Annotated in this window: 23 protein-coding genes and 1 pseudogene; 13 read left to right on the top strand and 11 right to left on the bottom strand. The window is 50.6% G+C overall.

What is annotated here, in order from left to right; all coding sequences use genetic code 11:
• Positions 1–245 precede the first annotated feature (245 nt).
• Both AC0T7J_RS11880 and AC0T7J_RS11875 read right to left on the bottom strand, forming a co-directional pair.
• Positions 246–3,335, bottom strand: coding sequence for an efflux RND transporter permease subunit (locus tag AC0T7J_RS11880; RefSeq protein WP_473794388.1), 3,090 nt, complete (start codon positions 3,333–3,335; stop codon positions 246–248).
• Entirely contained in the window at positions 3,332–4,441 is a 1,110-nt protein-coding gene (locus AC0T7J_RS11875) for an efflux RND transporter periplasmic adaptor subunit (protein WP_473794386.1), read from the bottom strand. The genes AC0T7J_RS11880 and AC0T7J_RS11875 overlap by 4 nt, the downstream gene beginning before the upstream one ends.
• 351 nt (positions 4,442–4,792) lie before the next feature.
• On the opposite strand from AC0T7J_RS11875, the pseudogene AC0T7J_RS11870 reads away from it, so the two are divergent.
• Together AC0T7J_RS11870 and AC0T7J_RS11865 are read left to right on the top strand one after the other, a co-directional pair.
• A pseudogene (locus AC0T7J_RS11870) lies at positions 4,793–5,038 on the top strand (TolC family protein); the annotation flags it as partial.
• Between the two features lie 106 nt (positions 5,039–5,144).
• Complete coding sequence (locus AC0T7J_RS11865) at positions 5,145–5,918, top strand: pyrroline-5-carboxylate reductase (protein WP_473794384.1); 774 nt, start codon at positions 5,145–5,147, stop codon at positions 5,916–5,918.
• Positions 5,919–6,202: 284 nt separating this feature from the next.
• On the opposite strand, the gene AC0T7J_RS11860 is transcribed toward AC0T7J_RS11865, so the two are convergent.
• Positions 6,203–7,249 (bottom strand): NAD(P)-dependent oxidoreductase, encoded by a 1,047-nt coding sequence (locus AC0T7J_RS11860; protein ID WP_473794382.1) that lies wholly within the window; start codon positions 7,247–7,249, stop codon positions 6,203–6,205.
• 303 nt (positions 7,250–7,552) lie between these two features.
• Positions 7,553–8,503: an AraC family transcriptional regulator gene (locus AC0T7J_RS11855; protein WP_473794381.1), complete on the bottom strand. Its 951-nt coding sequence runs from the start codon at positions 8,501–8,503 to the stop codon at positions 7,553–7,555.
• A 108-nt stretch (positions 8,504–8,611) separates the two neighbouring features.
• Here AC0T7J_RS11855 and AC0T7J_RS11850 point away from each other — a divergent pair, with 108 nt between their 5' ends.
• The 7 genes from AC0T7J_RS11850 (at position 8,612) to AC0T7J_RS11820 (ending at position 15,726) form a co-directional block, all read left to right on the top strand.
• A complete protein-coding gene (locus AC0T7J_RS11850) occupies positions 8,612–9,838 on the top strand; it encodes an MFS transporter (RefSeq protein ID WP_473794380.1) in 1,227 nt (408 codons plus the stop codon).
• A 333-nt stretch (positions 9,839–10,171) separates the two neighbouring features.
• Complete coding sequence (locus AC0T7J_RS11845) at positions 10,172–10,618, top strand: GNAT family N-acetyltransferase (protein WP_473794378.1); 447 nt, start codon at positions 10,172–10,174, stop codon at positions 10,616–10,618.
• A gap of 383 nt (positions 10,619–11,001) precedes the next feature.
• Positions 11,002–11,604 (top strand): LysE family translocator, encoded by a 603-nt coding sequence (locus AC0T7J_RS11840; RefSeq protein WP_473794376.1) that lies wholly within the window; start codon positions 11,002–11,004, stop codon positions 11,602–11,604.
• Positions 11,605–11,789: 185 nt separating this feature from the next.
• Positions 11,790–12,242 (top strand): GNAT family N-acetyltransferase, encoded by a 453-nt coding sequence (locus tag AC0T7J_RS11835; protein WP_473794375.1) that lies wholly within the window; start codon positions 11,790–11,792, stop codon positions 12,240–12,242.
• A gap of 654 nt (positions 12,243–12,896) precedes the next feature.
• Positions 12,897–13,160: an XRE family transcriptional regulator gene (locus tag AC0T7J_RS11830; RefSeq protein ID WP_473794373.1), complete on the top strand. Its 264-nt coding sequence runs from the start codon at positions 12,897–12,899 to the stop codon at positions 13,158–13,160.
• A gap of 46 nt (positions 13,161–13,206) precedes the next feature.
• Positions 13,207–14,502 carry a dTDP-4-dehydrorhamnose 3,5-epimerase family protein gene (locus AC0T7J_RS11825; RefSeq protein WP_473794372.1) on the top strand — a complete coding sequence of 432 codons (1,296 nt, stop codon included), beginning with the start codon at positions 13,207–13,209 and terminating at the stop codon, positions 14,500–14,502.
• A 9-nt stretch (positions 14,503–14,511) separates the two neighbouring features.
• Positions 14,512–15,726, top strand: coding sequence for an MFS transporter (locus tag AC0T7J_RS11820; protein WP_473794370.1), 1,215 nt, complete (start codon positions 14,512–14,514; stop codon positions 15,724–15,726).
• Between the two features lie 308 nt (positions 15,727–16,034).
• Here the strand turns inward: AC0T7J_RS11820 and AC0T7J_RS11815 are convergent, their stop codons facing one another.
• Positions 16,035–16,994: a LysR family transcriptional regulator gene (locus AC0T7J_RS11815; RefSeq protein WP_473794368.1), complete on the bottom strand. Its 960-nt coding sequence runs from the start codon at positions 16,992–16,994 to the stop codon at positions 16,035–16,037.
• A gap of 119 nt (positions 16,995–17,113) precedes the next feature.
• On the opposite strand from AC0T7J_RS11815, the gene AC0T7J_RS11810 reads away from it, so the two are divergent.
• Positions 17,114–17,836 carry an SDR family NAD(P)-dependent oxidoreductase gene (locus AC0T7J_RS11810; protein WP_473794366.1) on the top strand — a complete coding sequence of 241 codons (723 nt, stop codon included), beginning with the start codon at positions 17,114–17,116 and terminating at the stop codon, positions 17,834–17,836.
• Positions 17,830–18,846, top strand: a complete 1,017-nt coding sequence (locus tag AC0T7J_RS11805; protein ID WP_473794364.1) for an amidohydrolase family protein — start codon at positions 17,830–17,832, stop codon at positions 18,844–18,846. The genes AC0T7J_RS11810 and AC0T7J_RS11805 overlap by 7 nt, the downstream gene beginning before the upstream one ends.
• Before the next feature lie 171 nt (positions 18,847–19,017).
• On the opposite strand, the gene AC0T7J_RS11800 is transcribed toward AC0T7J_RS11805, so the two are convergent.
• Together AC0T7J_RS11800 and AC0T7J_RS11795 are read right to left on the bottom strand one after the other, a co-directional pair.
• Complete coding sequence (locus AC0T7J_RS11800; protein ID WP_473794362.1) at positions 19,018–19,545, bottom strand: GNAT family N-acetyltransferase; 528 nt, start codon at positions 19,543–19,545, stop codon at positions 19,018–19,020.
• Between the two features lie 269 nt (positions 19,546–19,814).
• Positions 19,815–20,249 (bottom strand): MarR family winged helix-turn-helix transcriptional regulator, encoded by a 435-nt coding sequence (locus AC0T7J_RS11795; RefSeq protein WP_473794360.1) that lies wholly within the window; start codon positions 20,247–20,249, stop codon positions 19,815–19,817.
• Positions 20,250–20,338: 89 nt separating this feature from the next.
• Between AC0T7J_RS11795 and surE the strand changes: the two genes are divergently transcribed.
• Positions 20,339–21,088, top strand: a complete 750-nt coding sequence (gene surE, locus AC0T7J_RS11790) for a 5'/3'-nucleotidase SurE (protein ID WP_473794358.1) — start codon at positions 20,339–20,341, stop codon at positions 21,086–21,088.
• Between the two features lie 437 nt (positions 21,089–21,525).
• On the opposite strand, the gene AC0T7J_RS11785 is transcribed toward surE, so the two are convergent.
• Together AC0T7J_RS11785 and AC0T7J_RS11780 are read right to left on the bottom strand one after the other, a co-directional pair.
• A complete protein-coding gene (locus AC0T7J_RS11785; RefSeq protein WP_473794356.1) occupies positions 21,526–22,413 on the bottom strand; it encodes a dihydrodipicolinate synthase family protein in 888 nt (295 codons plus the stop codon).
• Positions 22,414–22,434: 21 nt separating this feature from the next.
• A complete protein-coding gene (locus AC0T7J_RS11780; protein WP_473794354.1) occupies positions 22,435–23,298 on the bottom strand; it encodes an aldolase in 864 nt (287 codons plus the stop codon).
• Between the two features lie 83 nt (positions 23,299–23,381).
• Between AC0T7J_RS11780 and AC0T7J_RS11775 the strand changes: the two genes are divergently transcribed.
• Positions 23,382–23,924 carry a helix-turn-helix domain-containing protein gene (locus AC0T7J_RS11775; RefSeq protein WP_473794352.1) on the top strand — a complete coding sequence of 181 codons (543 nt, stop codon included), beginning with the start codon at positions 23,382–23,384 and terminating at the stop codon, positions 23,922–23,924.
• Positions 23,925–23,980: 56 nt separating this feature from the next.
• Here AC0T7J_RS11775 and AC0T7J_RS11770 read toward each other — a convergent pair whose 3' ends face one another.
• Both AC0T7J_RS11770 and AC0T7J_RS11765 read right to left on the bottom strand, forming a co-directional pair.
• Positions 23,981–25,012 (bottom strand): asparaginase, encoded by a 1,032-nt coding sequence (locus tag AC0T7J_RS11770; RefSeq protein WP_434747616.1) that lies wholly within the window; start codon positions 25,010–25,012, stop codon positions 23,981–23,983.
• Between the two features lie 386 nt (positions 25,013–25,398).
• Entirely contained in the window at positions 25,399–26,154 is a 756-nt protein-coding gene (locus AC0T7J_RS11765; protein ID WP_473794350.1) for a YggS family pyridoxal phosphate-dependent enzyme, read from the bottom strand.
• Between the last annotated feature and the right edge of the window lie 135 nt (positions 26,155–26,289).

Below are 26,289 nucleotides of genomic sequence, written 5' to 3'. Positions count from 1 at the left end.
TGCTACGGTAATACCGCTCCTTATACTGATTTCAAAAGAAAAGCTGTTAAACCCGAGCGTTCCTTCTTATACCGGTACCCGACCTTCCCGGGACCCTACCCGAAAGCACTGACAATGCCGCAACCGGTCATGACTTTTCGCTTTTGACCTTCAAGAACCCTGCGTTGAAACCTCTTCATTCACTTCTCTGGGTTAAAGGGTGTGAATCCCTTATTCAGGAATTCACACCCTTTGCTGCGTCAGCATCAGGTCAGGGCTTTTTTGTCAGCAGACGTCGGTGTCTCAGGGCGAATTCTGAACCAGATCGCGTACATCGCGGGCAGGAAAACCAGCGTAATAACGGTGCCGCCTAACGTACCGCCAATCAGGCTATAAGCCAGAGTTCCCCAGAAGACTGAGTGCGTCAGCGGAATAAATGCCAGAATGGCGGCCATTGCCGTCAGTAAGACCGGACGGGCACGTTGTACCGTTGCTTCCACTACCGCATCAAACGGTGCAAGTCCTTCCTGTTCGTTATGGTGAATCTGACCGATCAGGATCAGGGTGTTACGCATCAGGATGCCCGACAGCGCAATCAGGCCAACCAGAGCATTAATGCCAAACGGCTGGTTGAACAGCAGTAACGTAGGCACCACACCAATCAGTCCCAGTGGCGCGGTAAGAAAGACCATCACCATCGCTGACATCGACCGCACCTGCAGAATGATAATCAGCAGCGTTATCGCGATCATTATCGGAAACAGCGGTGCCATCGCTTTCGTCGCTTTACCGGATTCCTCGATAGAGCCCGCCTGCTCAATACGGTATCCAGCCGGAAGGTTGTCGATTACCGGCTGCAGTTCTTTGAGCATGGCGGTGGAGACATCCGGTGGCTGCAGGTGCTCAGCGATATCGCCACGTACCGTAATTGTCGGGGTGCGATCGCGACGACGCAGAATCGGATCTTCCATGCGGACGCCGACTTCCCCTATCTGTGAAAGCGGAACACGCTGACCGGCGGAGCCGACTAGGGTAAAGCCCGCTATTTTGGCGGGATCAAGCCGTATGTCGCCCGCCGCGCGTCCCATAACCTGCACTGAGCGGATGTCTTCACGCACCGATGTGATCGGAACGCCTGAAAGCAGGAACTGAAGCTGCTGTGCAACAGCATTTGAGGTGAGGCCCACGGCCTGCAGACGATCCTGATTGAGCGTGAAATGCAGCGTCGGCACCCGCGGGCCCCAGTCCGTATTGACGGTTCTCATCATCGGACTGGCCTGCATCACCGCCTCTACTTTGTCTGCAATAGCGCGCAGCGTGTTCAGATCCGGACCCATAACGCGATAAGCCACCGGGTAGGGCGAGTAGGGACCAAACACCAGCTGTGTCACGCGGATGCGCGCTTCTGGTGCCAGTCCGTGAGCCGCCGCTTCGCGCAGCCGGAACTTCAGCGCCTCACGCGCCTCCTGGCTGTCCGTCAGCACCACAATTTTTGCAAACGAGGGATCAGGGAGTTCGGGTGCCATGGCCAGATAAAAACGCGGTGACCCCTGGCCGATATAGGACGTGACGATTTTTGCCTCTTTCTGCTTCTGAAGCCACGCTTCGATTTTTGCAGTTGTGGCGCTGGTCTCCTCAATGGAGGTGCCATAAGGCATCTGAACTTCTACCAGCACTTCCGGACGGTCTGAGGTAGGGAAAAACTGTTTTTTGACCAGCCCCATCCCGAGAACAGCAACGGTAAAGATGGCAATAACCGATCCTGCTACCCGCCATTTGTTCGCAATAACGCGAGTCAGTACGCGCCGGAAGCGGTTGTAATAACGGGTGTTGTAGATGGCTGCATGCCCACCCTCCACCGTTTTGATTTCCGGCAGCATTTTCACGCCCAGATAAGGCGTAAAGACCACCGCTACCACCCATGAGGCGATCAGGGCGATGCCCACAATCCAGAACATGTTGCTGGTATATTCGCCGACGGTGGACTGTGCAAACCCGTTGGGCATAAAGCCCACGGCCGTCACCAGCGTACCCGCCAGCATCGGCGCCGCCGTATGGCTCCAGGCATAGGCGGACGCTTTGATACGGTCGTAGCCTTCCTCCATTTTCACCACCATCATTTCTATGGCGATAATGGCGTCATCCACCAGCAAACCCAGCGCCAGGATCAGGGAACCCAGCGTGATGCGGTCAAAGTTTTTACCGGAAGCCTCCATCACGACAAAAACGACAGCCAGCGTCAGTGGCACGGCGGCGGCGACCACAACGCCCACCCGCCAGCCCATACTGACGAAGCAGACCACCATCACCACCAGCAGGGCGACAAAGAACTTGACCATGAACTCATCAACGGCTGAACGGATGTTGACGGACTGATCGGTCACCCTGGTCAGCGTCATGCCAAGTGGCATGCCCTGATTGATTCTGACCATTTTCTCATCCAGCGCTTTACCGAGATCCAGACCATTCCAGCCATCACGCATGATGATGCCCAGCAAAAGAGCCGGTTCTCCCTGGTTACGCACCATAAAGGTCGCTGGATCTTCGTAGCCTCGTTCAACCGTCGCCACGTCCGAGAGACGCAGCGTTCTGCCCTGGGCAACAACAGGCGTTTCGCGAATTTTCTCCAGTTTGTCGAAGGCACCATCAAGACGAATAAAGACCTGAGGGCCGCTGGTATCAATCGAACCGGCAGGGGTCAGAACGTTCTGACTGTTCAGTGCGGAAAAAATATCCTGCGGAGAGATACCCAGCGTGGCCAGCCGGTCATGAGAGAACGAGACAAAAATTCGCTCACTCTGTTCACCAATAATGTTGACCTTTTTTACGCCGGGCACATGCAGAAGCTGCTGGCGCAACGATTCCGCATCCCGGGCCAGTAAGCGCTGTGGCTCCCCCTTCGCCTTAAGCGCAAAGAGCGCAAAGGTCACGTCAGAGAACTCATCGTTAATCATCGGTCCGATCACACCCGCCGGCAGGCTTTGGGCTTCATCACCCAGCTTCTTACGCGCCTGGTAGAATTCTTCCTGCACTTCTGACGGCGGCGTGCTGTCCTGCAGTGACAACATGGTAAAAGCCAGACCGGGACGCGTGTAGGTCTCACTGCGGTCATACCACTTGAGCTCCTGCAGACGCTTCTCCAGTGGCTCGGCAACCTGATCCTGCATTTCCCGGGCGGTCGCACCCGGCCAGGCAGAGATAATGGTCATCTGCTTGACGGTAAACGGCGGGTCTTCAGCCCGTCCGAGTTCGAAGAACGACAGAGTACCGGCGACAGTAATCAGAATAATGAGGAACAGGGTGATTGAACGCTCGCGAACCGCAAGCGCGGAAAGGTTGAAACGCCCGCTGCTCATGGCTGACTCCCGGCAGCAGTAGCGCTGTTGGGTGGCGCTATTCGCACTACTTCACCGTCATGCAGCAGATGTGCCCCCAGTGCGATCACCTGATCGCCAGGCCTGAGGCCACCGGTTACGCTGGCTGCATCGTCCCCCAGGCTAAGCACCTGGACGGATTGCCATGACACTTTGGCCGGCTTGCCTGAAATAGCCCAGACGCCAGCACCTTTGCCCGGGTCATAAATCGCCGCCAGCGGTACCTGTAGTACCTGACCGGACGCTTTATCTTCTGCTATATGCAGCGTAACGGTAGAGCCGAGCGGCGCACTGGCCAGCGCGCCTTCAAGCACATACCTTGCTTCAAAAGTCCGCGTTACAGGATCAGCCGCATCGGAAAGAAGACGCAGCCTGGCGGAAACAGACTGCTTTGCTGAGCCGTACAGTGTGGCCTGCGCCTCGCTGCCGATAGCCGGTCGCAGCGTTTCAGGCAGCTGCACGATGGCTTCACGCTGGCCTGCTCTCGCCAGTCTGACGACGGGCTGGCCTGCCGCAACAACCTGCCCGGGTTCAGCCAGCGTTTCCATGACCACGCCGTCCGCATCCGCCAGCAGTACGGCGTAACCTGTCGCATTCCGGGCGACATTGGCCTGTGCCTGAGCAGCGCTGAGTTCGGCCCTGGCCGAATCTGCGGCGGCTTTTATCTGATCGTAGGCCGATGCTGAAACAGCGCCTCCAGCGACCAGCCTGCGATAACGCGCCTCATCATCCGTTGCCTGTCTGGCGCGAGCCCGCGCAGCCGCAACGGCCTGTGCCTGCGCCTGCGCCTGGAGACTCAGGTCAACCGGATCCAGACGCATTAAGGGCTGACCACGCTTAACGGTCTGGCCGGTATCGACCAGACGCTCAAGAATTTTGCCCTGTACCCGAAAGCCGAGGTCGCTTTGTGTGCGTGCAACAACAACGCCAGTGAATGCGCGGGAGGCATCGCCAGCACTCACCACGGTAGCAGCCCTGACCAGGGGAGGCTGAGTACGCGGATCGTCGGCACCGGACGGGTCGCCGCAGGCCACCAGGGCCAGCGGCAACAGGCAGAGAGCAAGGGTGGCAGGTTTGAGCCTGAGCATAGGTAACCTTATTCGTTAAACATGACAGTACCCGCATTTTCAGACCAGTGACTATTAATGTCAATAGTCACAATTTCAGGGTAAGACACGTTTCTGACTCAGTTTGATCACAGCACCGCTGAATAAGACGTAAAGCAGAGGCTCATGCATCTGGTCATTCCTGCAACCGCACCACGAGGTAGCCAGATTGACAACTAGTGACTATTTGATAATGTAGTCACCATTCTGGATTATCTCAGGGACTCTTAATGTTCACCTTACGTACCTCTCATTGTTGGTCAGCTCCGGGCTGCTGGCCGGTTGCGCTGTCGGGCCAGATTATCACCGCCCTGACGTGCTCCTGCTGACCATGAAAATCAGATCGCAACCCTGTTTAAAGGTGAAGCAGCCCTTGCCAGCGCCCGCCAGTCATCTTTTGTCGCCTTCCGGCAGGGAACGGCAAGCCTGATAGACGTCCTTCACAATGATGAAACACTTTTACAGATTTCTGATGCCAGGGCACAGGCGCAGACAGAGTCTGCCCGCGCCGCTGTCGCGACATTCAGGGCGCTGAGAGGCGGCTGGCAGCCGTCAGAAACCGATAAGAAGGCGCTTTAAGAACAGCACACTTCGATGTGCCTCACTACACACGGGGTCAAAGGCATCGCTGATCTTGCTTGCACCATTGAAAACATGACGAAATGGAACTGATGGCGGGGGACGGATGAAAAGGATCGGTATTCTGGATGTGGATGCGTTAACTGAAAAACTGGTACGGGGGTTGTTTCGTGCCGTTCCGGATTCACAGATATTTCTTTTTTGTGGAAACAACGAACGTGCGCGAAAACTTTCAGTAGATCTGCCCTGCTGGACGCTGGATAGTTACCAGGATGTCGTCGATGAAGTTGATATCATTATTCTCGGCGGGGAAGATCATTATCTAAGGAAAATAGCGCCTCAGATACAGTTACGCTGCCCGCAAACCCTGATTTCTCTTGTACCGGCTATTTCCACTCAGAAGCTGCGCGATTTATTCGGACATACTGACTGTGTGAGATTGATGTTCGCCTTCGCTGCTGAAATTAACCAATCGAGTGTGCTCCTGACGGCTGCCGATAATAATATTCAGGTCCTATTTAACCGGCTAGGCCAGCTAACCGTTTTTACCGATGAATCAGAATTTGATTTGGCTACGGCCAGCATGGGTATGAACAGCTGGTTCTACTTCCTCGCAGAAGGTTTGCAAAGCTGGTTTGTGCAGAAAGGGCTGACAGAGGATATAGCCCGACGGCTGGTACTCAACGGGTTCAGGGACTTCGTGGAATATGCAGACTATAAGAATTCTGCGGGTCTGGATGAGCTGGGTAAAGAAATTGCACTATCCGGCCTTTATAAACTTGAGGGACTGGAAGTTCTTGCGCAGATGCAGGTTCTTGAACCGTGGCATAACGCCTCTGATACGGTTTTATCGATGATAAAAGAAAATAAACCGCCCTGAAAATGAATCAGGTCAACTCATCATCTCCGCTGGCTGTATTCCCTGTGAAAGATATCCGCATGCGTTCAGGTAAATAGCTGAGGGACAGCATGACATCATTCAGGGTGTTAATATCTTCATGGTGGTAAGCCTGTTACAGATGTTCCCGTCTGGATGCACTTTGCCCTGTACAGGCTGTGTAACGAATAATCTTCTCACCGAATCCACAAGGTTAACGCTTTGCAGAGCAGAGAGTTCTTAATCGTGACTTTCAGTAATACCAACCGGTTCTTAAGCCTGTTTAACTATTTTTCTGCACACGCTGCCAGTCTGGACAGAATGCCCTGCTGAACGCTGAGAGCAGAAGTCAGTAGGGCAGTTTCCGTTGTGCCCGCGATATGGGGAGTGAGAAGTGCATATTCTGATTCCTGTAATGGAGAATAAAAGGGTTCGCGCTCCGCTTCGAAGGTATCCAGGGCAACACCTGAAATCCATCCTGGATGCTGCTGCATAAAAGCTGCAAGGGCCGCCTCATCAATCAGTCCGCCTCGTGACATGTTGAGTAAATACGCCCCTTTTCTGATACAGGGAAGGACAGATGCGTTGAGCATATAATGCGTATCAGAGTTCAAAGGCAGGTGAAGAGAGATCATGTCATTCCCGCTGAGCAAAGCCAGCAGGTCATCAGCCCTCATGACGCCAAGCTCATCCGCATCTTTATCCGTGAAGCGGGAACTACCCAGAACGGTAACCGGGCAATGAAAAGGTTTCAGCAGTGCAATCAGCGCCCTGGATATAGCACCACTGCCTGCCAGCCCAACAGAGATATCACTTAACGAGCGCGCAGGAGGCCGTGCTGACTTACTCCAGTGGCCTCTTCGCATCTGATCCTGATGCCAGTGAGTCTGACGCAGCAGGGCGAGCATCTGTAGCAAGGTAAACTCAGCAACCGCTGTTGCGTTTGCGCCGGGTGTATTAAAAACATCGATTCCAAGTTCTTCAGCCGCGCCGGTATCAATATGATTCAGGCCGACGCCTGCCTGACCAATCACTTTTAACCGTGTAGCAAGGTCATCAGCGGTTAGTGCGCATAGTAACTCTTTCCTCAGAGGTACGTTTTTCCTGATTTTAATCGCATCGAATCCCCCAAATTGCCGTGCAACCGCCAGAATCTGTTCTTCATCGTGGATGTTAATACTCACGCTTTCAACATGCCGCTGCGCCTGGTATGCGTGACAACCGTTTTGCGGCAGGTTGACAATAAGCTCGATCTCCGGAGAAACGTAACCTGCTATTTCTTTTATTGATAACGCATCAGGAAGGACATCCAGCAGCATAATTCTGCGTTTCATTTTTTTGATCCTTAATTTTGAAGAAGTATGCACTAATCTATCAGGGCCTGGCGTCTACCACTTCCCAGTGAGGGGGATAATAAAAGCGCCTTGCGGCGGCCTATCCGCTACTTACACACCGGTAAGCTTGAGAAATGGTCATTGCGGGATGCCGATGACCTGAACCTTTCCGTCACAGTGGTGTGCGAAATATAGAAACGCGCGTCTGCTTTGCCCTGAGCGTGCTGGGAAGGTCCAGCCTGCCGGATTCAGTATATGAGCGTAGAAAATTCGATGCGTTAACCCGCTAAGGATAAATCTCCATTAGCCAGGCAAACGAACCGCGCCTGGAGACTTGCCCGTTACACGCTTAAAAGCCCGGCTGAAAGCAGCCTGAGAGGAGTATCCTAACCGTTGTGATGCGGTGTCGATGGTGATGTTTTCTGACGACAGCCAGCGGACAGCGAGATGCATCTTTACTTCCGTTGCATACCGTAGTGGTGGGACGCCGATCGTGTTCTGAAACCTTTCGGCGAATGCGGAGCGGGATATGTGCGATTCGGCGGCAAGTTCTGCCACGGTCCAGTCCCGGCCCGGTTCGCGGTGAATTGCCAGGATGGCCTGAGCCAGACGCGGATCGCGCAGTGCTGCAGCCAGGCCAGGGCTATTGCCGCAACCGTCTTCCACCCATCCTCTGATAAACATCGCGCCAGCCACATCGGCAAGCCTGGCGAGAATACCTGCATAACCCACGCGTCCGGAGCATATCTCACGCTTCATCGCATCCAGTATATGCATGAGTCCTGGCCACTGAATCCCCTTTGCATCGGCATGCATAATTACAGGCAGCACATCAGCCAGCCGCTGCATGCTTCCCAGGTCAATTTTCATACAACCAAAAAACAGCACAGCACCTGGCGTTTCCTGGGTACTCGGGCAGGTATCAATCCCACTCACGTTTTCATCCAGTGGTGCTGTTTCAATATTGTCGATATCCAATACGTCGGCGGCTGTTGCCGACAAAAGCTGATGCCGGTCGCCGTGAGGAAGAAATACAGCCTCTCCGGCTGAAAGCGTAAGCACTTCACCGTTTGCACTATGAAGCACCATCTCCCCCACAGCGACGTAGTGCAGATAAGCATGACCGGGCCTGCTTGCGAAGTTCAGGCCAAACGTATCACCCGTCTGGATACGCTGATATCGCACACCGTATAGCCGCAGGCCGGAAAGCAGCTCGCTGATGAGTTCTGATGACAGAGCGAAGGATGAAGTCATAAGCCTCTTCGGGTTTTGGGTAAAAAAGTGAGGGGTTCAGAGCATAGATCATCCAGCTGCGCCTGAATAGACTTCTTCTCCTGAAACGACTTTCCAGGAGACTTAGAAATGACGGATGAAACTTCTATCAGGGTTCATAAAGAAAGAGTGCAAAGAGATGAGAAAATCCAGCCCGCCTGGCTTGCGGTTTTTTCGTTAACCATGGGGGTTTTTGGCCTGCTCACCGCAGAGTATCTGCCTGCCAGCTTATTAACGCCTGTCGCCCGGGATTTGGGGGTGTCAGAGTCTCTTGCAGGACAAGCCGTAACAGTGACGGCGGTGATTGCGTTATTTGCCGGATTACTGATACCGCGATTAACGCGTGCGCTGGACCGGCGCATCGTGTTGTTGAGCTTTACTGCCCTTATGATCGTCTCAAATCTGCTCGTGGCGCTCTCTTCAGGTATTGTCATGCTGCTGGCAATGCGCATCCTGCTGGGTATCGCGTTGGGTGGATTCTGGAGTATGGCAGCGGCGGTAGCGATGAGGCTAGTGCCGGAGAGGCTGGTACCGCGGGCGCTGTCGATCATTTTTAGTGGAATCGCGGTAGGTACTGTTGTTGCCGTACCGCTGGGAAGTTATCTGGGCGAGATGTCTGGCTGGCGTAGCGCATTTATTGCTGCTGCTGCGGTTGGCGCAATCTCTTTCATTGTTCAGTGGCTGACGCTGCCCGGAATGCCGCCGGTGGTCAGGACCAGGACGGCATCCGTATTGTCTCTGCTCCAGAGGCCGGGCGTAAGTGTGGGCATGCTGGGGTGCGTGCTTGCACACACCGGCCAGTATGCGCTGTTTACCTATATACGGCCTGCGCTGGAAGGACTCGCACACATAGACGCAAAAGGGCTGGCATTAATACTTCTGGTGTTTGGCATGGCTAACTTTATCGGGACACTGTCGGCAGGATGGCTGATGGAACGCAGCCTGCGTTTTACGCTGATTATTATGCCTGCTCTGGTGGGAGCAGCGGCACTGGGTATGATCACTCTGCCGTTATCAATCGCCGGTCTTACAGCGCTGGTCATGCTGTGGGGGCTGGCATTTGGTGGCATACCGGTGGCGTGGTCAGGTTGGGTCGCCCGGACGCTTCCCGATGAGGCCGAGAGTGCAGGGGGTATGGTGGTCGCCGCCGTGCAATCCTCCATTGCCGCGGGTGCAGCAATAGGGGGTCTGATTTATGGCCTCAACGGGGTGACGGGGGTGTTCATTACTGCAGCCTGTATCATGCTTACTGCCGCGTTGGTTATTGCATTCCGGGTCAGCGTCTCGTCATCAGCTGAAGGAAAGCAAAGTATATAATTTCAGTGACATTTTAAGATGTCGGGACACCTCAATCGAACAGCCTAAAATCCCCGGATCACACAGCGTTCCGGGCCTGCTGGCTGAGTCTGATGGCAAAGGGGCGGGTTAACTTCTGAAGCTGGTTAACAGGCGCTACGGCAAAAAACGGAGCTTAGCAATAATCAGCAAGTGCCGTTTTACTCTCTATCCTGGAATATCACCATTCTCAGTGGTGATTCATACTTGCAGAGAAAATATTCCTTAACAGAGAACCTTGAAAAACAGTTTCCAGGTGATATCTTCAACACATAACTACCACATCAGGACGACAGTGTGATTACTCTCAGGAATATGAATGAAGAAGAATTCAAAAATTATCGTTCTCTTTTCATCCATGAATATTCGCAGGATCTGCAAAACAATCGGGGATATCTCTCCGAAAAAGCACAAATCAAAGCCATAGAATCTATTGATACCGTGTTAACCAAGGGAGTTATGACTCCGGCTAATCAACTATGGTGTATCCAACAGCCTGATGAACCAGAGGACGTTATTGGCATCCTCTGGTTGTCGATCACCGGGCCATCAGCCTGGATAAGTGATTTCTACCTTTATCCTGACTGGCGCGGCCGTGGCTTCGGTGGTCTGGCCTTATGCGAAATGAAAAGATTGCTAAAAATAATGGACATCAATGAAGTCGGACTTAGGGTAGCTCCGAATAATGCCTCAGCGAAAGCACTGTATCAGAAGAATGGCTTTCATATTACCGGCATCAATATGTCTCAAAATTTAAACTAAAGAATTCCAGAAAGCGTTTTTACCAATAACCAAAGAGAATATCTTTTTTAAAGCCCCCGCAGTGCAGCGCCTCATAATACCCATTTGAGGGAATATTTTATAAGACACACTGCCTTATTCTCCATAATCCGCTGAGCAAAGAACGGCCTCTTGATCACAACGGGTTTAACCGTGCTTTTGACTGAGTTCGTCCCGTGAAAAGAATCAGCTTTGTGAGGGGCCGCTCCTGGAATAGAGCGGTCTGACATCGGATCATGCCCGCTATGAGAGAAAAGCGGACGTTTGATTCATGACGATTCCCTGTTTTGCTTAGCTGAACATTACCTATATGCGAAACGCCTGGACTGGCAATTTCAGAGAGAGCCAATTACTATCCAGAATCTATGGATGTGAACATTTTTGGCTTTATGCCAGAATTACTTCCTGTTGTTCTGTCGCCCGGAGCGAGCTTTACTCTCGTTATGAGCAGTGCTCTGGCAGGAGGTAACAAAGGTTTATTCAGAACTCTCGCCGGAACAGCTCTGGGCATGTATACCCATGCATTTTCTATAGGGCTTGGTATCACGGCTGTGCTCATCTCGTCGCCAGCGGCGTTTGCTGTGCTTAAAGTAACCGGAACTGTCTATCTGCTTTGGTTAGGCGCGATGCTCATACGGAGTGGGAAAACGGTAAATTCAGGCGGGTTTACTGGTGTAAGGCATTCCGTGACGTTAAAAGAGGCCTGGCTGGCTAATGTTTTGAACCCTAAAGCCATCCTTTTTTATCTGACAGTCGTTTCACAGTTCGCAGGAGGGAAGGGTGGCGTTTGCAACTACCTTATACTGGGATCAGTTCATATAGTGGTTATGAGCATCTGGCTTTTTGCAATCACTCAAACGCTCATATTCTCAGCCAAAAAAACTAACCCATTGATGCTGAAAAAATATGTCAACATTATCGGAGGAATGATGCTCATTGCTTTTTCTCTGCACAGCCTTATCTTTTAAATCCTCAGTCAGAGCCATCTCATCCGCTCCTGGCACAGAGCAAACATTGATGGCAGTAGGAAGTGTGAGTGGGCCATTGTCATACCGGGCACAATCATAATTCAGTCCAGACTGTCCAGACTGTCCAGACTGTCCAGACTGTCCAGACTGTCCAGACTATGCAGATTGAAATCACTGGAAGAATCATGGACATCCAATTCAAAAACGTCACCCCGGACAGCCCAGGATTTGCTGAGTTAAGAGCGCAGAGCATTGCTGAAGGATTTAACATGTTGCGCCGACTGGAAGATAACTGGCTTAGCGGACACAACCGTTTTGATAGACCCGGAGAAAAACTCATTGGGGCTTCTGTAGAGGGATTAATCGTTGGCGTTTGTGGACTCAACATCGACCCGTTTACGCTAAAAACTGGCATCGGACGTCTGCGACATCTCTATGTAGACTCAGGATGGAGAAAAAGGCAGGTTGGCAGTGCCCTGCTCAGTGAGATACTTGAGGATTCTGGCCACTGGTTTGATTTTATCAACACAAACGCTCCTCCATCGGCATTCACTTTCTATGAACGAGCTGGCTTTGTTGCTTTAACAGGCATAGAAAAAGTTACGCACCATCTATGCCTCAGAGACCCAGCGCATTGATACAGTTACCTCCTGGATAGACCGCATATTCTGTCCGGTGAACCGCTTTTCAGGAACGCCTGCCGGGATACAGCCCTGACGTAACCAAACCACTTTCAGGCAAATCAGAGCCATTACAGTTAAATCGCGCCGCCCTGGACACGCTGCGTTTCTGACCCGACATGCAGAACGGCGGCTGAAAAATTTTCAGGAATTCAAAGGAATTGACTGACAGCTTTGAGCGAAAAGTGGATATAGTCAACGCGTTATGTGAACTCAGACGAGCTAATTCCGTGACGCGACCATTCAACGTTTCCTTGTCAGCAAAATCCGCGTGTGGGCGACTCTCACCACCTCTACGGCGCAGGAAATCTATTCTGTCGTAACGCCTACTCCTTTTCCTGACACCATTTTCGCTCCGTCTGAAGGATTACCTGCTGTTCTACAGATGTCAGCAGCTGCGCTGTTGCCAGGCGTTATCGCGAGAGATTGCTGCCTGAGCCTGTGAAAGCATAAAAACTATTTATCAAATTTGTTCGTTACTAAGTTGATAAATATTCTTGACAGTTAAGTTATCCTAATGATAAGTGTAAATTGAAACGTCAATAAACGACATTTCGCTAACAAGTTCGTTCTAATTTTCATAATGCCTTCAACTGAAAGTAGGGAGTTTTTATGAACAAAATTAACGAAGTTTCACGTCTGTACAAATCTCCTAAGCCTGCGAATGAAAATAATGTGGAGGGTAACTCTTTCACAGATATGGTGCTGCAAACTAAATCAGCCGCTACGGCTGCTTTTGATAAACTTGCCTATCTGGCAGGCATTAAAAATGCGCCAGCGGATGATAAATATTCGCAGCTTAATACCAGTAGCCTTAGTGAGCTTATGAAAAGCGCAAAAAGCGCAGGATATGACATCGAAGTGGTAAATCTCTGACGATATAAGGCAGCCTGAAGGCTGCCTTTTTTATGAGGCCATATTTATGAGCGATGTAATCGAGCAGCTTAATAAAGAAATTACTATTGAAGGTCTGCGCTGGGTTTCGCGCTGGAGAGTCAATAATGGAAAGTCAGATTCTTATGTTGTACCCTTTGTCACGACCCATCCGGTAAATATCGTCTACCACGGTGAACATGAATTTAAATATGGCCAGTACGGTATTCACTTGGGACAACAGGATACTCTTACCTTTCTTGGCAGTGAAAAGCAGGGTATTCTCGCCAAGTTTATTGACTGCCGCTCCAGTTCACCGACGTTTCGAAGACACCTTGAGTTTGAAATCACGCCGTCATCGGCAAAGACGTTAATTATCCCCCCTGGCGTGGCGCACACGTTCCATAATCTGGAAAATATTTTCACCCTTAACTCTTATACGCTCTTTCTTCCTGATATTGATACCTTATCACGGGCCGATCTGAACTGGTCTCCGGGTAATGACGTGATTAATATTCCGGAAAATATCTCTCCCGAAGACGTACCGGGTTATATCCCCATGACGGAGGAAGCAGCGGATATTGTTTATCACCGCATTGGAGATTTTCAGCATGAAAATCTCAAAAAGCACAAATTTCAGCACTCTGAAACCAGAGAGTTCACGCTGGAAGATGGGAGTAAAGTCAACCTGCGGATTAGGGAGAAGCTTGCAGACGAAGAGGCGCTGGTTCTGCCTGAATCAGCTATAACGGGCGTAGCGTTTCAGGAAATTCCCTCAGTCAGAACTGGCAAGCACAGCTGCATTGTTCCGCTGACCAGAAAATCACCAATGTATATTGTCGAGCATGGTAACGAACATTACGACTTTGATTCTTACGGCTTGCACCTTGGTCAGGAAGATCATCTTACTTTTCTGGGAAAAAAAGATCACAGGATCACGCTAAAGCTGGTTGATATGCGGGAAGGCTCTGACACGCTGTTTGTGGAAGAAGAGATCACCTTTACCCCTCATCCGAATGTCGAATTGATCATACCCTGCGGCGTCGCGCACGCTTTGATAAACATGGCAGGGGTTATTACGGTTAACAGACCTGTTATTTACCTTAGCGATGAGAAAGAATATATACCCGGTCATGACGTTATAGACTGGCCCATAAAAAACCGGAACTATCTGAGCTACCGGACAAACAGGAAGGAAGCAGATACCGATTACTATGCTTTTCTGGTGGCAAGGCAACAGGAGTTGGTCAGAGAGACTCCTACACATAATACGCCTAAATCCGTAGTTGTATTTGATGAGAGTTCGGGTAAACATGTTAAAGTTCTTCTAAAAGAAAAGGTCTAAAAATTATCTATGAGCACCCTGTTTTTTTTTATGCTGTTCTGCGTTATGACTGCGGACGGACTGATGGTTTTTCTTACGCCGGTTCTGGTTTACCAGCTCACCGGCAGTATTGAATATTCAGGTCTCTCCTATGCGCTATGGTGGCTGCCGAGGATACTGATTATTCCTTTTATAGGAAAATACATTGACCGGCTTGGCGTTCGTCCGATTTCTGTGTCTTCAGACTTAATAAAATCAGCAGGGTGTCTTTTTCTGGCTTTCGGCAGTTTTTCATCCGATTTAAGCGTTGCCGTAGCCTTTGGCATCGTAGGCAGTATCATTTCGATCGGCAACTCTCAGACCGTCATCTCGTATGAAAAGCTCGTTTCGACCTTGAGCAGCACTAAAGAGCATCATGCTAATCTAATATCCCGAATGGATTTCTTTGGGATGGTGGCAGGGCCGCTTATTGGAATAGCGTTAATTGAGTATGGCTACCGGATGCTGCTGATTGTTCCCTGCATTTTATATGCGGCCAATGCGTTATTTTTTATCCTGAGAAAAAAAGACTTACGTGACACGCAGGTTATAAAATCGGATTCACTGGTAAGCAGTACAAACAGAGAGGGCGGTTTTATACAGTACATAAGAATTGTTATTCTGTCGCCGGTGCTATTGTTATGTATCTGTCTTGCCGGAGGAAATAATATGTTTGATGGACTGGTCGAATCGAGCGGCACGGCGCTGATTGACAGAGTCATGGGATTACACATAAAGTATTTTGGCCTGATTGATGTGGCCGCTGGCGTATGTGGCGTGATGGGAACCTATCTGTACGGCTCGCTAAATTCGAGGGTTTCCCGTAAAACTATGCTAATTTTCGCTGTTATCACCATTACGGCAAGTTCACTGCTAATGCTTGCTTATCCTTCACTGTTTTCAGTTTTCGTCGGAGGTTATGCGCTGTCCATTACAGGCAAGGTTTTTACCGGGAATATATGCAGGATGATTCGTATCGAAACGATTAATCCTTCGCACTTTGCCGGCACATCTTCACTAATTGTATTACTTAATCAGTCGGTGCTGCCTGTAATCGGAATGATTATCTATTTCTCAGGCGATTCCACAAAGCCTGTTTATTTTTTCATGCTTGTGTCAGTGGTTATTTCATTTACAGCGGGAATAGTATTGTGTCGACAAAGCCTATCCGAGACTGAAAGGCCTGTCCCATCTAAAGTGGCATAAAGATTTATTATGTTTTTGGAGCGGCGACATTGGTTTTTGTGTGGCGTAGCGCGCTGAACAGTGTCGGACTCGTAAATGATTAAGTACAACGTCCGGTTCTGGCACGAAGCGGACAAGCCAACTGAGCTGAAGGTCTGCTGTGAGCGAGAAGCGGACAGTCACTGATTCATCTGGTGAAAATTAAGTATCTCCGGTGCTCACTGGGCAAAAGTGATGCTTTTTGATATTCCATTAATATCGTTCAGGTTCTCTGGGACAACAGACATAAAGCGAAGAGGAAAGATGTCAGGTCAGAAGTATGCGTAAAGCTATATCTTCGGAATGATGACATGACGGTCCTGGGGTGAGAAGCAGTCTGGTTTACGCTGGCACACGGAAATAATGGTTTCCCGAAGCCAGCGGTGCTCCGGGTTGGTGTGCAGCCGGGGATGCCAGATAGCCGAGATTTTGATGACGGGAGTCATTATTGGCAACTCGAAGTGCGCCAGTCCCGCTCGCTCCGGTCCGCCAGGTATCCAGCCAAGTGCAGATAAAGGTACCAGTCCGATAAGATCTGAATGGCTTACGATATTTATGGCATTGGCGAAAGCGGGAACCACTATCATTATCCGGCGCTTTAATCCCTGTTTTGCCAGGGCAGTATCTACGGGGCCATAAATTTTATTTTTCCTAGAAACCACCACGTGGGGATAATTGGCATAACGCTCAGCCGTTACGCCGGTCGCCTGCAGCACGGGATGACCGCTGCGGCAGATACCGACGAAGTGGTCATTAAACAATGTACGGGTCATCAGTTCAGGGGCTTCAGTGCCGAGTACCCCAATCTCCAGATCAACAGAACCATCACGCAAAGACTGAGCATCTTTATCATTTTTCCCCACAAAGCTCAGGCGCACCAGGGGGGCATTTTTTTGCAATTCAACAACCAGCGATTCAGCAGTCAGATCAATGAATCCCTCGTTGGCCTTGAGAGTAAAGCTGCGCTCAAGCGTCGCAAGATTCAAAACTTGTTGGGCAGGTTGCAGTATGTCATATGCGCTACGGGTGATGTCGTGTACGCGTTCAGTCAGCCCCTGTGCATAAGGGGTTGGCACTAACTGACGACCGGCCTGTACCAACAACCGATCGCCAGTAACCTTGCGCAGCCGTGTCAGGTTGCGACTCATAGCCGATACGCTCAGCCCCAGACGATGTGCTGCTTGTGTGACACTCCGCTCGGCCAGCAAAGCATCCAGCGCCTTAAGTAAATTAAGATCGAGATCGTGCATATTCAGAGATCACACTCGTTTGCATTTTATGCAACCCAGTATTGCATGCGACGCGTCTGGTTCAATCTTTTAATCCCTTATAAGCTCAAAATTCATATATGCCAGACGGAGTTATAAATATGGCTGAATCAACGTTGCAGTCTGCGCCACCGCGTATATTGCTGATAGGTGCATCACGAGGAATCGGTCTTGCGATGGCTGAAGAATTTCTCAGACGTAAATGGCAGGTTACTGCCACCGTTCGGGGCGCAGGGCACGCCGCGCTACACGATTTATCTGTCAGGTATCCGAGCAAGCTGACAACTGAGCAGCTGGACATGACGGATACGTCTCAGCTTAATGATTTACATAAGCGGCTTAATGAACAGCGTTTTAATGCTTTGTTCATCAATGCAGGAATCTCCAACCGCAATCAGGATGAAACTATCGCCGAGGTCAGCACTGAAGAATTTGTCCATCTGATGGTGACTAATGCGTTGTCGCCAATGCGAACTATTGAGGTTTTGCAGGGCTTGGTAGAGGCAGACGGTCTGATTGGCATAATGTCTTCCGGTCAGGGAAGCATTGGCAACAATACCAAAGGCGGTAAAGAGGTTTACCGCGGGTCCAAAGCCGCATTAAACCAGTACATGCGCAGCTATGCCGTACGGGAAGCTCAGGTACATCCTGCACGCTCATTATTGCTTCTTGCTCCGGGATGGATCCGTACTGAGCTGGGAGGGAGTGAGGCAGCTTTTAGTCTTGAAGAAACCATTCCTGACATCGTCAGTATCATAGAGTCAAGCCGAGACAAATCCGGTCTGAAATTTTTAGACCGCTTTGGGAAGGTGGTACCATGGTAAACAGCAGCTCTTTTCTTCCTTTGATTGCAATAGAAGAGCACTTCCTGACTGAGGAAGTACTACGGGCCTGGTATGACAAAGGTTTATCTGTGACAGATCCCAGCCTGGCACATAGCACAGGTTTAATAAGTGAACGTTTGCTTGATCTCGCCCAAGGACGACTTGCATTAATGGATGAAGCGGGAGTAGACGTACAGGTTCTCTCGCTAACCACTCCGGCTTTACATGAGCTGGGGGCTGAAAGTGTAGATATTGCTAGGCGCTGCAACGATGCCATAGCGGAAGCCATTGTTCGCCATCCGGGCCGCTTTCAGGGTTTTGCCACTCTGCCAGTGTCTGATCCCCAGGCGGCAGCTCTGGAACTGGAACGCTGTGTCAAAACGCTGGGATTCAAAGGTACTATGCTGAGTGGACGGGTAGGTAATCGTAATCTGGATCATCCTGACTTTATGCCTGTGTTTGAGTGCGCCAGCATGCTGGGAGCGCCTGTTCTCCTGCATCCCCGTACTCCTCCCTTGGCGGTGCGTGAAGCCTATTATAGCGACCTGAGTCCGGAACTTGATGTTGCTTTAGCGACCTTTGGGCTTGGCTGGCATTATGATGCAGGATTACAGTTTGTAAGGCTGATGGTATCGGGCATTTTTGACCGCCTCCCGGCGTTACAGATAATCCTTGGCCACTGGGGTGAGCTGATACTTTTCTATGCCGAACGTCTGGCTGTAATGGGACGCGTGGGGAACCTGAATAAGCCAGTCAGTGATTATCTAAAAAGTAATTTGTACGTGACGGCCAGCGGCATGTTTTTACCGCATTATTTAGAACGAGCTGCCAATATTGTGGGTAAAGAACGATTGCTGTTTTCTACCGATTTTCCTTATCAGTACAGGCCAGGCCACGAAGCCCAAAAATTTTTAGATACTTGTGGTCTCACTGATGAAGATTTGTCAGGTTTTGCTCATGCTAACTGGGAGCGTCTGACACAGAACTGTGGCAAACAGGAAATGCAGTAATAAACAGCGCCTTTATTATAAGTTGTTGATATTATTTTAATCTTTGACGGAAATTTGCTTTAAAAGGTCCGCTTTTGGCACAAGCGGACTGATGTCAGGGTGATTTCCGCCATGAGCGATAAGCGGATATAGCCTTTAGATGACGAATGATAATGTCGCCACGAAAAGCAGTTATTTATCATGATAGGTTTGGTATGAGTCGTTTTCCGAGTCTCGTCTCATAAGATATTCGTCATGAAAAAGACCGTTAGAGTAAAGCGCAGCAGTATCAGTGGCCCAGTTGGTGAAACCGTACGACTGATAAAGTGCATATGCGGCATGATTCGTTGTGACTACGGAAAGCTTTATAGTTCTTACTGAGCTTGCAGCTTCAAGCACAGCCTCCATTAGCCCTGATGATAGTCCCGATCCCCTCATCCAGGCACGTACATACATCCCCCAGATAGTAGCGACATGACTCAGCTTTGGTGAGGTACTGAAGCTCAAACCAATCAGGCCCTGTAAGGTGTTGTGAAGGTCGAATCCGCCAAAAATATGATTGGTTCGCAATTTTTCAGCAAAGAATGTTGCTGGCTTCTGGCTCCAGTCTTCGTAAGACGCGCCAAAAGCGTCCGGATGAAGGAGCAATGCTTCCAGTCTTACTCTTCTGAAATTTTCCAGATCGCTTTCATTGATGCGACGCACTGTAAATGCTTTCACTTCAGGCTCTCTCCCGTCGTAAATTTTTCACTCCCACTAAAAGCTCAACTTAACATGAGTTTTGCAGCATGTTTTTATAAATGCCTATGGCATTGATGTCCGCTCCTGGCACATAGCTGACCTAACCTCGGGAGACATCCGCTATGAGCGATAACCGGCCAGGGCTGTTTAAGAAACCTGTACTACCGCCATGGGGGTCATTATTTCTGTTAGCTCAGGCTTGCTCCCCCATGGTTAGAATACACAGAAGTTCGTGATTTATTGAAGGCTCAAAACTCAGTAATGTCAGCAATACGTCCAAGAAAAGGGGTAATGTTTAACAGTGCCTCTGATTCTTTTTCTGTCAACGCCTTCCCGATCGCCTGTTCCAGCCAGTCATCTCTTCTTTTCCTGCTCAGCGCCAGCTCTTTTTCTCCGCTTTCTGTTAACCGTACTCTGACTTTTCTGCGGTCGGACAGATCAGACCGTCTTTCTACCAGCCCTTCATTTTCAAGCTGTTTAAGAAGGGCAGCCAGATTCGAGCTGTAAATGTCTTCAGCCCTGGCAAGTTCGGAAGGCGTGACATCATTTCCCATTCTGTCTATCGCACTGATTACGAGCATTCGCGACCAGGTCTGAGGATCATTCTGCGAAATTTGCCTTAACCGCTTTGTCAGCCTTGTCAGCTCAAAACGGAATTCACTTATTTGATCCGGATTAGGCATGTTAATACCTCAAGGTGATTGCTATAGTTTCATAGGTAACAGATTACACGATTGTTTCTGTTCTTCTATCCTGTGACCGGAGAATTTTTATGTCAGACTTTATCTGTGAAAGACTTTTACTGACTAACGATGATGGTATCGATGCCCCCGGCCTCAGCACGCTGGCACGGGTTGCCAGAACTCTGGCCAAAGAAGTCTGGGTAGTAGCACCCTCAGGAGACAGAAGCGGTACTTCTCAGTCACTGTCACTGCATCATCCGGTCAGGTTCTGGCAGAAGGGGGACAGACAGTACAGCATTGAGGGTACGCCAGCGGACTGTGTTGTGCTGGCCATCCGGCACCTTATGTTGTCGACTCCACCTGACTTTATTCTGTCTGGAATAAACAGAGGAGCTAATCTCGGCAATGAGACGGTGTTTTCCGGGACAGTTGGTGCAGCCATGACAGGTATTCTTCTCGGCTTTCGCTCAGTTGCTCTGAGTCAGCATTTTACCAGCGCTGAGAATGTCAGATGGGATACTGCTGAAAAAGCTTCAGAACGTGTACTCAGGCAGGTACTGGCAAAGCCCTGGAAAACTCAGACCTGCTTAAATATCAACCTCCCTGACACCGCACCTGATGAAATCAAAGGAATTATGACTACAACTCAGGGCCGCGGTAACTTAACGGGTACTGGCGTAACGATTCGTCAGGATCCCCGATCTGTACCCTATGCCTGGCTGACGCTGGAAAGGTCGGCGCAGACTGAACCGCCTGACACCGAGAATGCCGCGGTCCGGTCTGGTCACATTTCTGTTACTCCGCTTCACTTTGACAGAACCGATCATGATTTTTCCTGAACATGCACCCGGTCAGCATCGTTAGGCGGGGTTGCGCTTTAACGCCCTGATAAAGGCTGCGGCCACTCAGAGTGCAGGTGTTAATCTCATCATGGTAAGCGCAGCCCTTCTAGTGTCATCTACTGTTCAGCGACAGATAATGGCGCCGGTGGTGCTGAGTATTTTCAATAAGCTGGGTGTGACAAGACTGGTGCGGCTTAGGGTATTACCGGCATCCACGACGCTATACAAATGCATGCTCAGCTACGGACAGGCTGGCAGGAGTGATATAGGAAACTGACATCCTATAATTCCCGGTAAAGAAACCTGGTAAAAAAGGGAGCTCAGATATGAATATACCTGCCATTTATGGCAGGTATATTTTATTCAACGCACAGTATTACGGAATCGATAGCAAACCAAAGGTAAGGTCAGGACTGTTACAGGAGCCTGACCTTTCAGCAGAGCGTATCCAGCATATTTTTAAGCTGCTGGCAGCCCGCGTCACTGAGCGGTCTGACAGGCAGGCGCGGATCTCCAGCGTCAAGACCCTTGAGGCGCAGACCTGCTTTGATTGTGGCCGGCAGGCCACCTTTAAGAATAAAATCAAGCAGCGGCAACTGCTTATAAAAAATGTCGCGTGCTTTATTCAGGTCGTTACTTTTCACAGCATGATACAAATCCAGATTCAGCTGCGGGATGAGGTTGGGAGCGGCAGTACACCATCCTGCGGCGCCAGCTGCCAGTGCTTCAAGCGCCAGAGGATTACAGCCGTTATAGAAAGGTATCTGTCCTTCACTGAGCTGATAAAGTTTATGCATACGCTGAATATCGCCCGTACTCTCTTTTACCATCGTGACGTTTTCAACTGCATCCACAATACGCAAAATGAGCTCAGGGGACATATCAATGCCACTCGTTGCCGGGTTGTTATAAAGCATGACAGGGATACTGATGCTGCTGCCAATAGTCTGATAATGACCGAGGATCTCATCCGCGCTCAGCTTCCAGTAAGAGGCAGGTAAAACCATCACGACGTCTGCGCCTTTCGCTTCTGCATAACGTGCGCGCTGTACAGACTTAGCCGTAGTGAGATCGGAAACGCTGACGATAGTGGGAACGCGTCCGGCAACTTTTTCGATGCTGAACTCACTGACTTCTTCCCATTCAGCGTCGCTGAGATATGCGCCTTCACCGGTGCTTCCCAGCGGAGCGATGGCATGAACGCCGCTGTCAATCATGCGATCGATTGAGGCACCGAGCGCCTCCAGATCCGGTTTTTCCCCATTACTGGTAAAGGGAGTAATGGTGTAACCAATAATGCCGTGAATGAGTGGTGTTGTCATAAATGAACCCTGTATTCAAAATCAGTTTAAACAGTCAGCGTGGTGGCGCAGGATCTGACGGGTAAAATAGTTAAATGCTGCAGAGTAACGCTTCGGTCTTGAAATCCAGTCGTGGGCTTCCCGTCCAAGCTCCGGAATAATGGGCTTGATTTCGCCGCTGCTCATCGCAAGAAGTTGTAGTTTTGCCGCACGCTCAATGAGCTCTGCAATGAAGCAGGCTTCTTCAACCGTCGCGCCGGTTGAAAGCTGACCGTGATGCGAAAGTAATACAGCACGCTTGCTTCCCAGCGCACCTGCGATCAGGTCTCCCTCTTCATTCCCGACAGGCACGCCCGGCCAGCCTTCAAGAAAAGCACAGTCGTCATACAGCGGGCAGAGGTCCATGTGCGATATCTGCAGGGGCACCTCCAGCATAGAAAGTGCAGAAACATGTGTCGGATGCGTATGAATGATACAGTTCACATCAGGACGTGCACGGTATACCCAGCTGTGAAAGCGGTTAGCAGGATTAGGCATACCGCGGCCTTCCAGAACCTCAAGATCCTCGTTAACCAGCAGCAGGTTGCCTGCGGTAATTTCATCAAATCCCAGACCAAGCTGCTGGGTGTAATAAGTCCCTGACTCCGGCCCGCGGGCAGTAATCTGCCCTGCAATACCGGAATCATGACCGTGTTCAAATAAAATCCGGCACGTCAGCGCAAGCTTCTGCCGCAGTGACCAGGCGTTATCAGCCAGATTTTCCTGCATCTTACGAATTGCGTCCCCGACCAGCTGTTCTTTTGGTGTTTCCAGTGTCTGAGCCATCTGATACCTCCGCGTGTAACGCGTTAAAGACAAAAATTCTCTTTGTGCTATTCTTCTGACTAAAAACGCCAGATGACACAAATGACTTTATATGACACAAAGTGTCATTTGCAAGTTAATACATTTAACAAATTAAAAAATGCTGGTAGAAAATGAATATCCGGATGAAATTACTGAGAAAAAAGAAAGGGATAACATTCGACGTGCTGGCAGCCGAAACCGGAATGACCAAGAGTTACCTGTCCAAAGTTGAACGTGAACTGAGCAAGCCTTCAATATCGACTGCGCTGAAGCTTTCTAAGGCCCTGGGGGTTAGCGTGGAAGAACTGTTCAGCGTCGGGTTATCGTCAGACAGTGAGTATCATCTTGAGCGGGCAGAGAATCGCAGACAGCCTGCAGACGGACAGAATGCGCTCAATTATGTCATGCTAACCAGGCAGGCAGCCGAACGAAATCTGCTGGCGTTTATGCTCTGTCCGGACGATGAGTTTTCCGACAGTAATTTTAAGGAGCATTCCGGTGAAGAGTTTATGTTTGTCCACAAAGGCGCAGTTGAAGTCGATCTGATGGACCAGAAGATTATCCTGAATACCGGCGACTCCTTTTCGTTTAACGGGCTGAAGCCGCACAGGATACGCTCACATGGCGGCAGGAATGCTGAGCTGCTCGTCATCATCTCTCCGGCGTCAGATCTGCTGTCGGAATAACCGGGTAGCTGTGATTTTGTTGCACCACTGGCCGGTATTTTTTCCTGAGTCAACGCTCAGAATTCAAAGGTTCTGTGACCGGTAACCTCGCCGGCGGTATTACGCATTTCAGGAAAGTGGAACGGTTCAAGCGCCGTGGTCGATTTTTCATTGCTGAGGCCAAGCGTCGTCAGTAATTCACATATGACCGAATACAGTGCTTCAACGCTGCCGTCTTCAATTTTCACCGCGATGCCGAGTGCCCCTGATGCACCGAGTTTTTGTGTCTGAGCTGATGCTTTCACTGCAATTGCGTAGCATGCATCCGCGCCGAGTTTGCCGACCAGTGCGCCGCTGAATACATCACCCAGTACAGTGCAGAATCGTCCCCGGCCCCCGATAAGCTCTGGATAATCCGCCATCGCTTCATACAGAACGTTCAGTAATGCAGCATGCGGCCATGAGGCGGTTGTGCCGGCAGCAAGCCTGGCATAAGACGAGGCAAGAGTACGCAGCGGAAAGGCCGGCGCCGGCAGGTTACAGCCGTCTGTCGCCCATTGAACTGATTTCTGAGGCAGGCCCGTGATGTCAGAAACCGTTTCCTGAACGAGCTGCTGCATAGGATGGTCCGGATGAGAGTAGCCCTCTGCAGAGCCCGTCAGCATCAGCGCGCCGGCTATCATTCCTGCATGCTTTCCTGAGCAGTTATTACAGATGCCGGTAGGCGTAAAGTCCGTTTTTATCCATTGACGGCTGACCTCCGGTGAAAGGGGCGAATGCCCGCCACAGGCCAGGCAGCGCTCACCGATGCTGATTTTTTCAAGTATCTGACGTGCGCATCTTATGTGAACCGGCTCACTGCTGTGAGAGGCGCACATCAGCGCGAGATGCTGCCTGCCCAGCCCGAAATGCTGCACCGCGCCGGTCCTGAGTATGGCGGCTGCCTGGAAAGGTTTGGCCGTCGACCGGGCAAGAGTGATGCGCTCAGGATCCCCGGATGTAAAAAGCAGGTGCCCCGAGCTATCGGCCACTGCAACGTGAGCAATATGCGAGTTTTCACGCACGCTGCCGCGATAGGTTACTAAGGCTGGTTTGTTTTCGCTAAACACTGTGGTCTCACTTTCTGCAAATATTTTTTATTCCCGGGCACCAAAAGTGCCAGCTGCATCAGGCAGGAGCGAGGCCCGCTTATGAAAAGACAGTCCGATTTTTGGCGGGTCCGCAACAGTGATTTTCCCGTATCATAAAGTCATCTTTTGCCTCTTCTCTGCTGCCTTTAATGTGATGCGATGATGCGGCAAAAAGGCCTGCCGGGGTTGCCTGTTTACCTGTTGTCAGGCATGTCTGACTGCTGATACAGGTTTTCACTGCTTAACAGCCGGATACCCAGACAGCCGGTTATGGCAGCACGCAGCCCGGTATCCAGTCCCCGTCCGCTGACATCTGACAGAGATAACGTCTGACAGGCGCAGACGGGCGTAATAGCGCTCTGTATTCATTGTGCCGGCCAGAAATGGTCATCGGACAGATTCCGGGCCCCGAAGATTGACTGACCGACGCGAACGACAGTAGCCCCTTCCTCAATCGCTATCTCAAAATCGCCGGACATGCCCATTGAAAGCTGCGAGGGGATAATACCCGCAGGTGCACGGTCACAAAGCCGGTCACGTAGCGTGCGCAGACGGATGAAGCATGCACGCACGCGCGCGGCATCCTGCGTGAACTCGGCAAGTGTCATCAGCCCCTTAACCCGAAGAGAGCAGAAGGGCGCCAGCTGTTGCAGGAACACCTCTGCGTCATCAGGATGAAGGCCATATTTGCTGGGTTCATGTGACGTGTTTATCTGAACAAACACATCCAGCGCACGTCCCTCTGCCTGCAGGCGCCGGTCAAGCGCTTCCGCCGTATGCAGGCTGTCAAGCGCCTGAAACTCGGAGGCAAATTTCGCGACCAGTTTTGCCTTATTGGTCTGCAGGTGGCCAATAACGGACCACTTAAGGTCGGTAAGATCGGACATTGCCTGCGATTTAAGCCAGGCCTCCTGCACTTTATTCTCGCCGAGAAAGTCACACCCGGCCTGACAGGCCAGCCGGATATGCGCTTCATCCATCGTTTTACTGACAGGTAAAAGCCGGACGTCACTGGCGACGCGGCCGCTGCGCAGACACGCATTCTGGATGCGCTGGCGCACCGCCTGAAGGTTATTGCGAAAGTCATCGACGCTTTCTGCCCGAGGCCAGCGGTTATGCATGTCATGCCGCGGCTGCGTATTGTCAGCAGAGAAAAGCGTACTGCTGACGGAATTGTGTGCACCCTGTTTCATTGTTATAGACAGCCCGCAGTGAGTGTGATTATTATTGTCCTAGGTTAAATAAAATATTGTCAT

This window comes from Pantoea sp. E956-1 (assembly GCF_982223955.1).
The sequence above is the reverse complement of the archived record's forward strand: the minus strand, read 5'-3'. Positions and strand labels throughout refer to the sequence as shown.

What these genes read in the sequence shown, in the direction of transcription:
- AC0T7J_RS11880 (WP_473794388.1), bottom strand. Translation starts at nt 3,335, where the DNA reads ATGAGCAGCGGGCGTTTCAACCTTTCCGCGCTTGCGGTTCGCGAGCGT.
- AC0T7J_RS11875 (WP_473794386.1), bottom strand. Translation starts at nt 4,441, where the DNA reads ATGCTCAGGCTCAAACCTGCCACCCTTGCTCTCTGCCTGTTGCCGCTG.
- AC0T7J_RS11865 (WP_473794384.1), top strand. Translation starts at nt 5,145, where the DNA reads ATGAAAAGGATCGGTATTCTGGATGTGGATGCGTTAACTGAAAAACTG.
- AC0T7J_RS11860 (WP_473794382.1), bottom strand. Translation starts at nt 7,249, where the DNA reads ATGAAACGCAGAATTATGCTGCTGGATGTCCTTCCTGATGCGTTATCA.
- AC0T7J_RS11855 (WP_473794381.1), bottom strand. Translation starts at nt 8,503, where the DNA reads ATGACTTCATCCTTCGCTCTGTCATCAGAACTCATCAGCGAGCTGCTT.
- AC0T7J_RS11850 (WP_473794380.1), top strand. Translation starts at nt 8,612, where the DNA reads ATGACGGATGAAACTTCTATCAGGGTTCATAAAGAAAGAGTGCAAAGA.
- AC0T7J_RS11845 (WP_473794378.1), top strand. Translation starts at nt 10,172, where the DNA reads ATGAATGAAGAAGAATTCAAAAATTATCGTTCTCTTTTCATCCATGAA.
- AC0T7J_RS11840 (WP_473794376.1), top strand. Translation starts at nt 11,002, where the DNA reads ATGGATGTGAACATTTTTGGCTTTATGCCAGAATTACTTCCTGTTGTT.
- AC0T7J_RS11835 (WP_473794375.1), top strand. Translation starts at nt 11,790, where the DNA reads ATGGACATCCAATTCAAAAACGTCACCCCGGACAGCCCAGGATTTGCT.
- AC0T7J_RS11830 (WP_473794373.1), top strand. Translation starts at nt 12,897, where the DNA reads ATGAACAAAATTAACGAAGTTTCACGTCTGTACAAATCTCCTAAGCCT.
- AC0T7J_RS11825 (WP_473794372.1), top strand. Translation starts at nt 13,207, where the DNA reads ATGAGCGATGTAATCGAGCAGCTTAATAAAGAAATTACTATTGAAGGT.
- AC0T7J_RS11820 (WP_473794370.1), top strand. Translation starts at nt 14,512, where the DNA reads ATGAGCACCCTGTTTTTTTTTATGCTGTTCTGCGTTATGACTGCGGAC.
- AC0T7J_RS11815 (WP_473794368.1), bottom strand. Translation starts at nt 16,994, where the DNA reads ATGCACGATCTCGATCTTAATTTACTTAAGGCGCTGGATGCTTTGCTG.
- AC0T7J_RS11810 (WP_473794366.1), top strand. Translation starts at nt 17,114, where the DNA reads ATGGCTGAATCAACGTTGCAGTCTGCGCCACCGCGTATATTGCTGATA.
- AC0T7J_RS11805 (WP_473794364.1), top strand. Translation starts at nt 17,830, where the DNA reads ATGGTAAACAGCAGCTCTTTTCTTCCTTTGATTGCAATAGAAGAGCAC.
- AC0T7J_RS11795 (WP_473794360.1), bottom strand. Translation starts at nt 20,249, where the DNA reads ATGCCTAATCCGGATCAAATAAGTGAATTCCGTTTTGAGCTGACAAGG.
- surE (WP_473794358.1), top strand. Translation starts at nt 20,339, where the DNA reads ATGTCAGACTTTATCTGTGAAAGACTTTTACTGACTAACGATGATGGT.
- AC0T7J_RS11785 (WP_473794356.1), bottom strand. Translation starts at nt 22,413, where the DNA reads ATGACAACACCACTCATTCACGGCATTATTGGTTACACCATTACTCCC.
- AC0T7J_RS11775 (WP_473794352.1), top strand. Translation starts at nt 23,382, where the DNA reads ATGAAATTACTGAGAAAAAAGAAAGGGATAACATTCGACGTGCTGGCA.
- AC0T7J_RS11765 (WP_473794350.1), bottom strand. Translation starts at nt 26,154, where the DNA reads ATGCATAACCGCTGGCCTCGGGCAGAAAGCGTCGATGACTTTCGCAAT.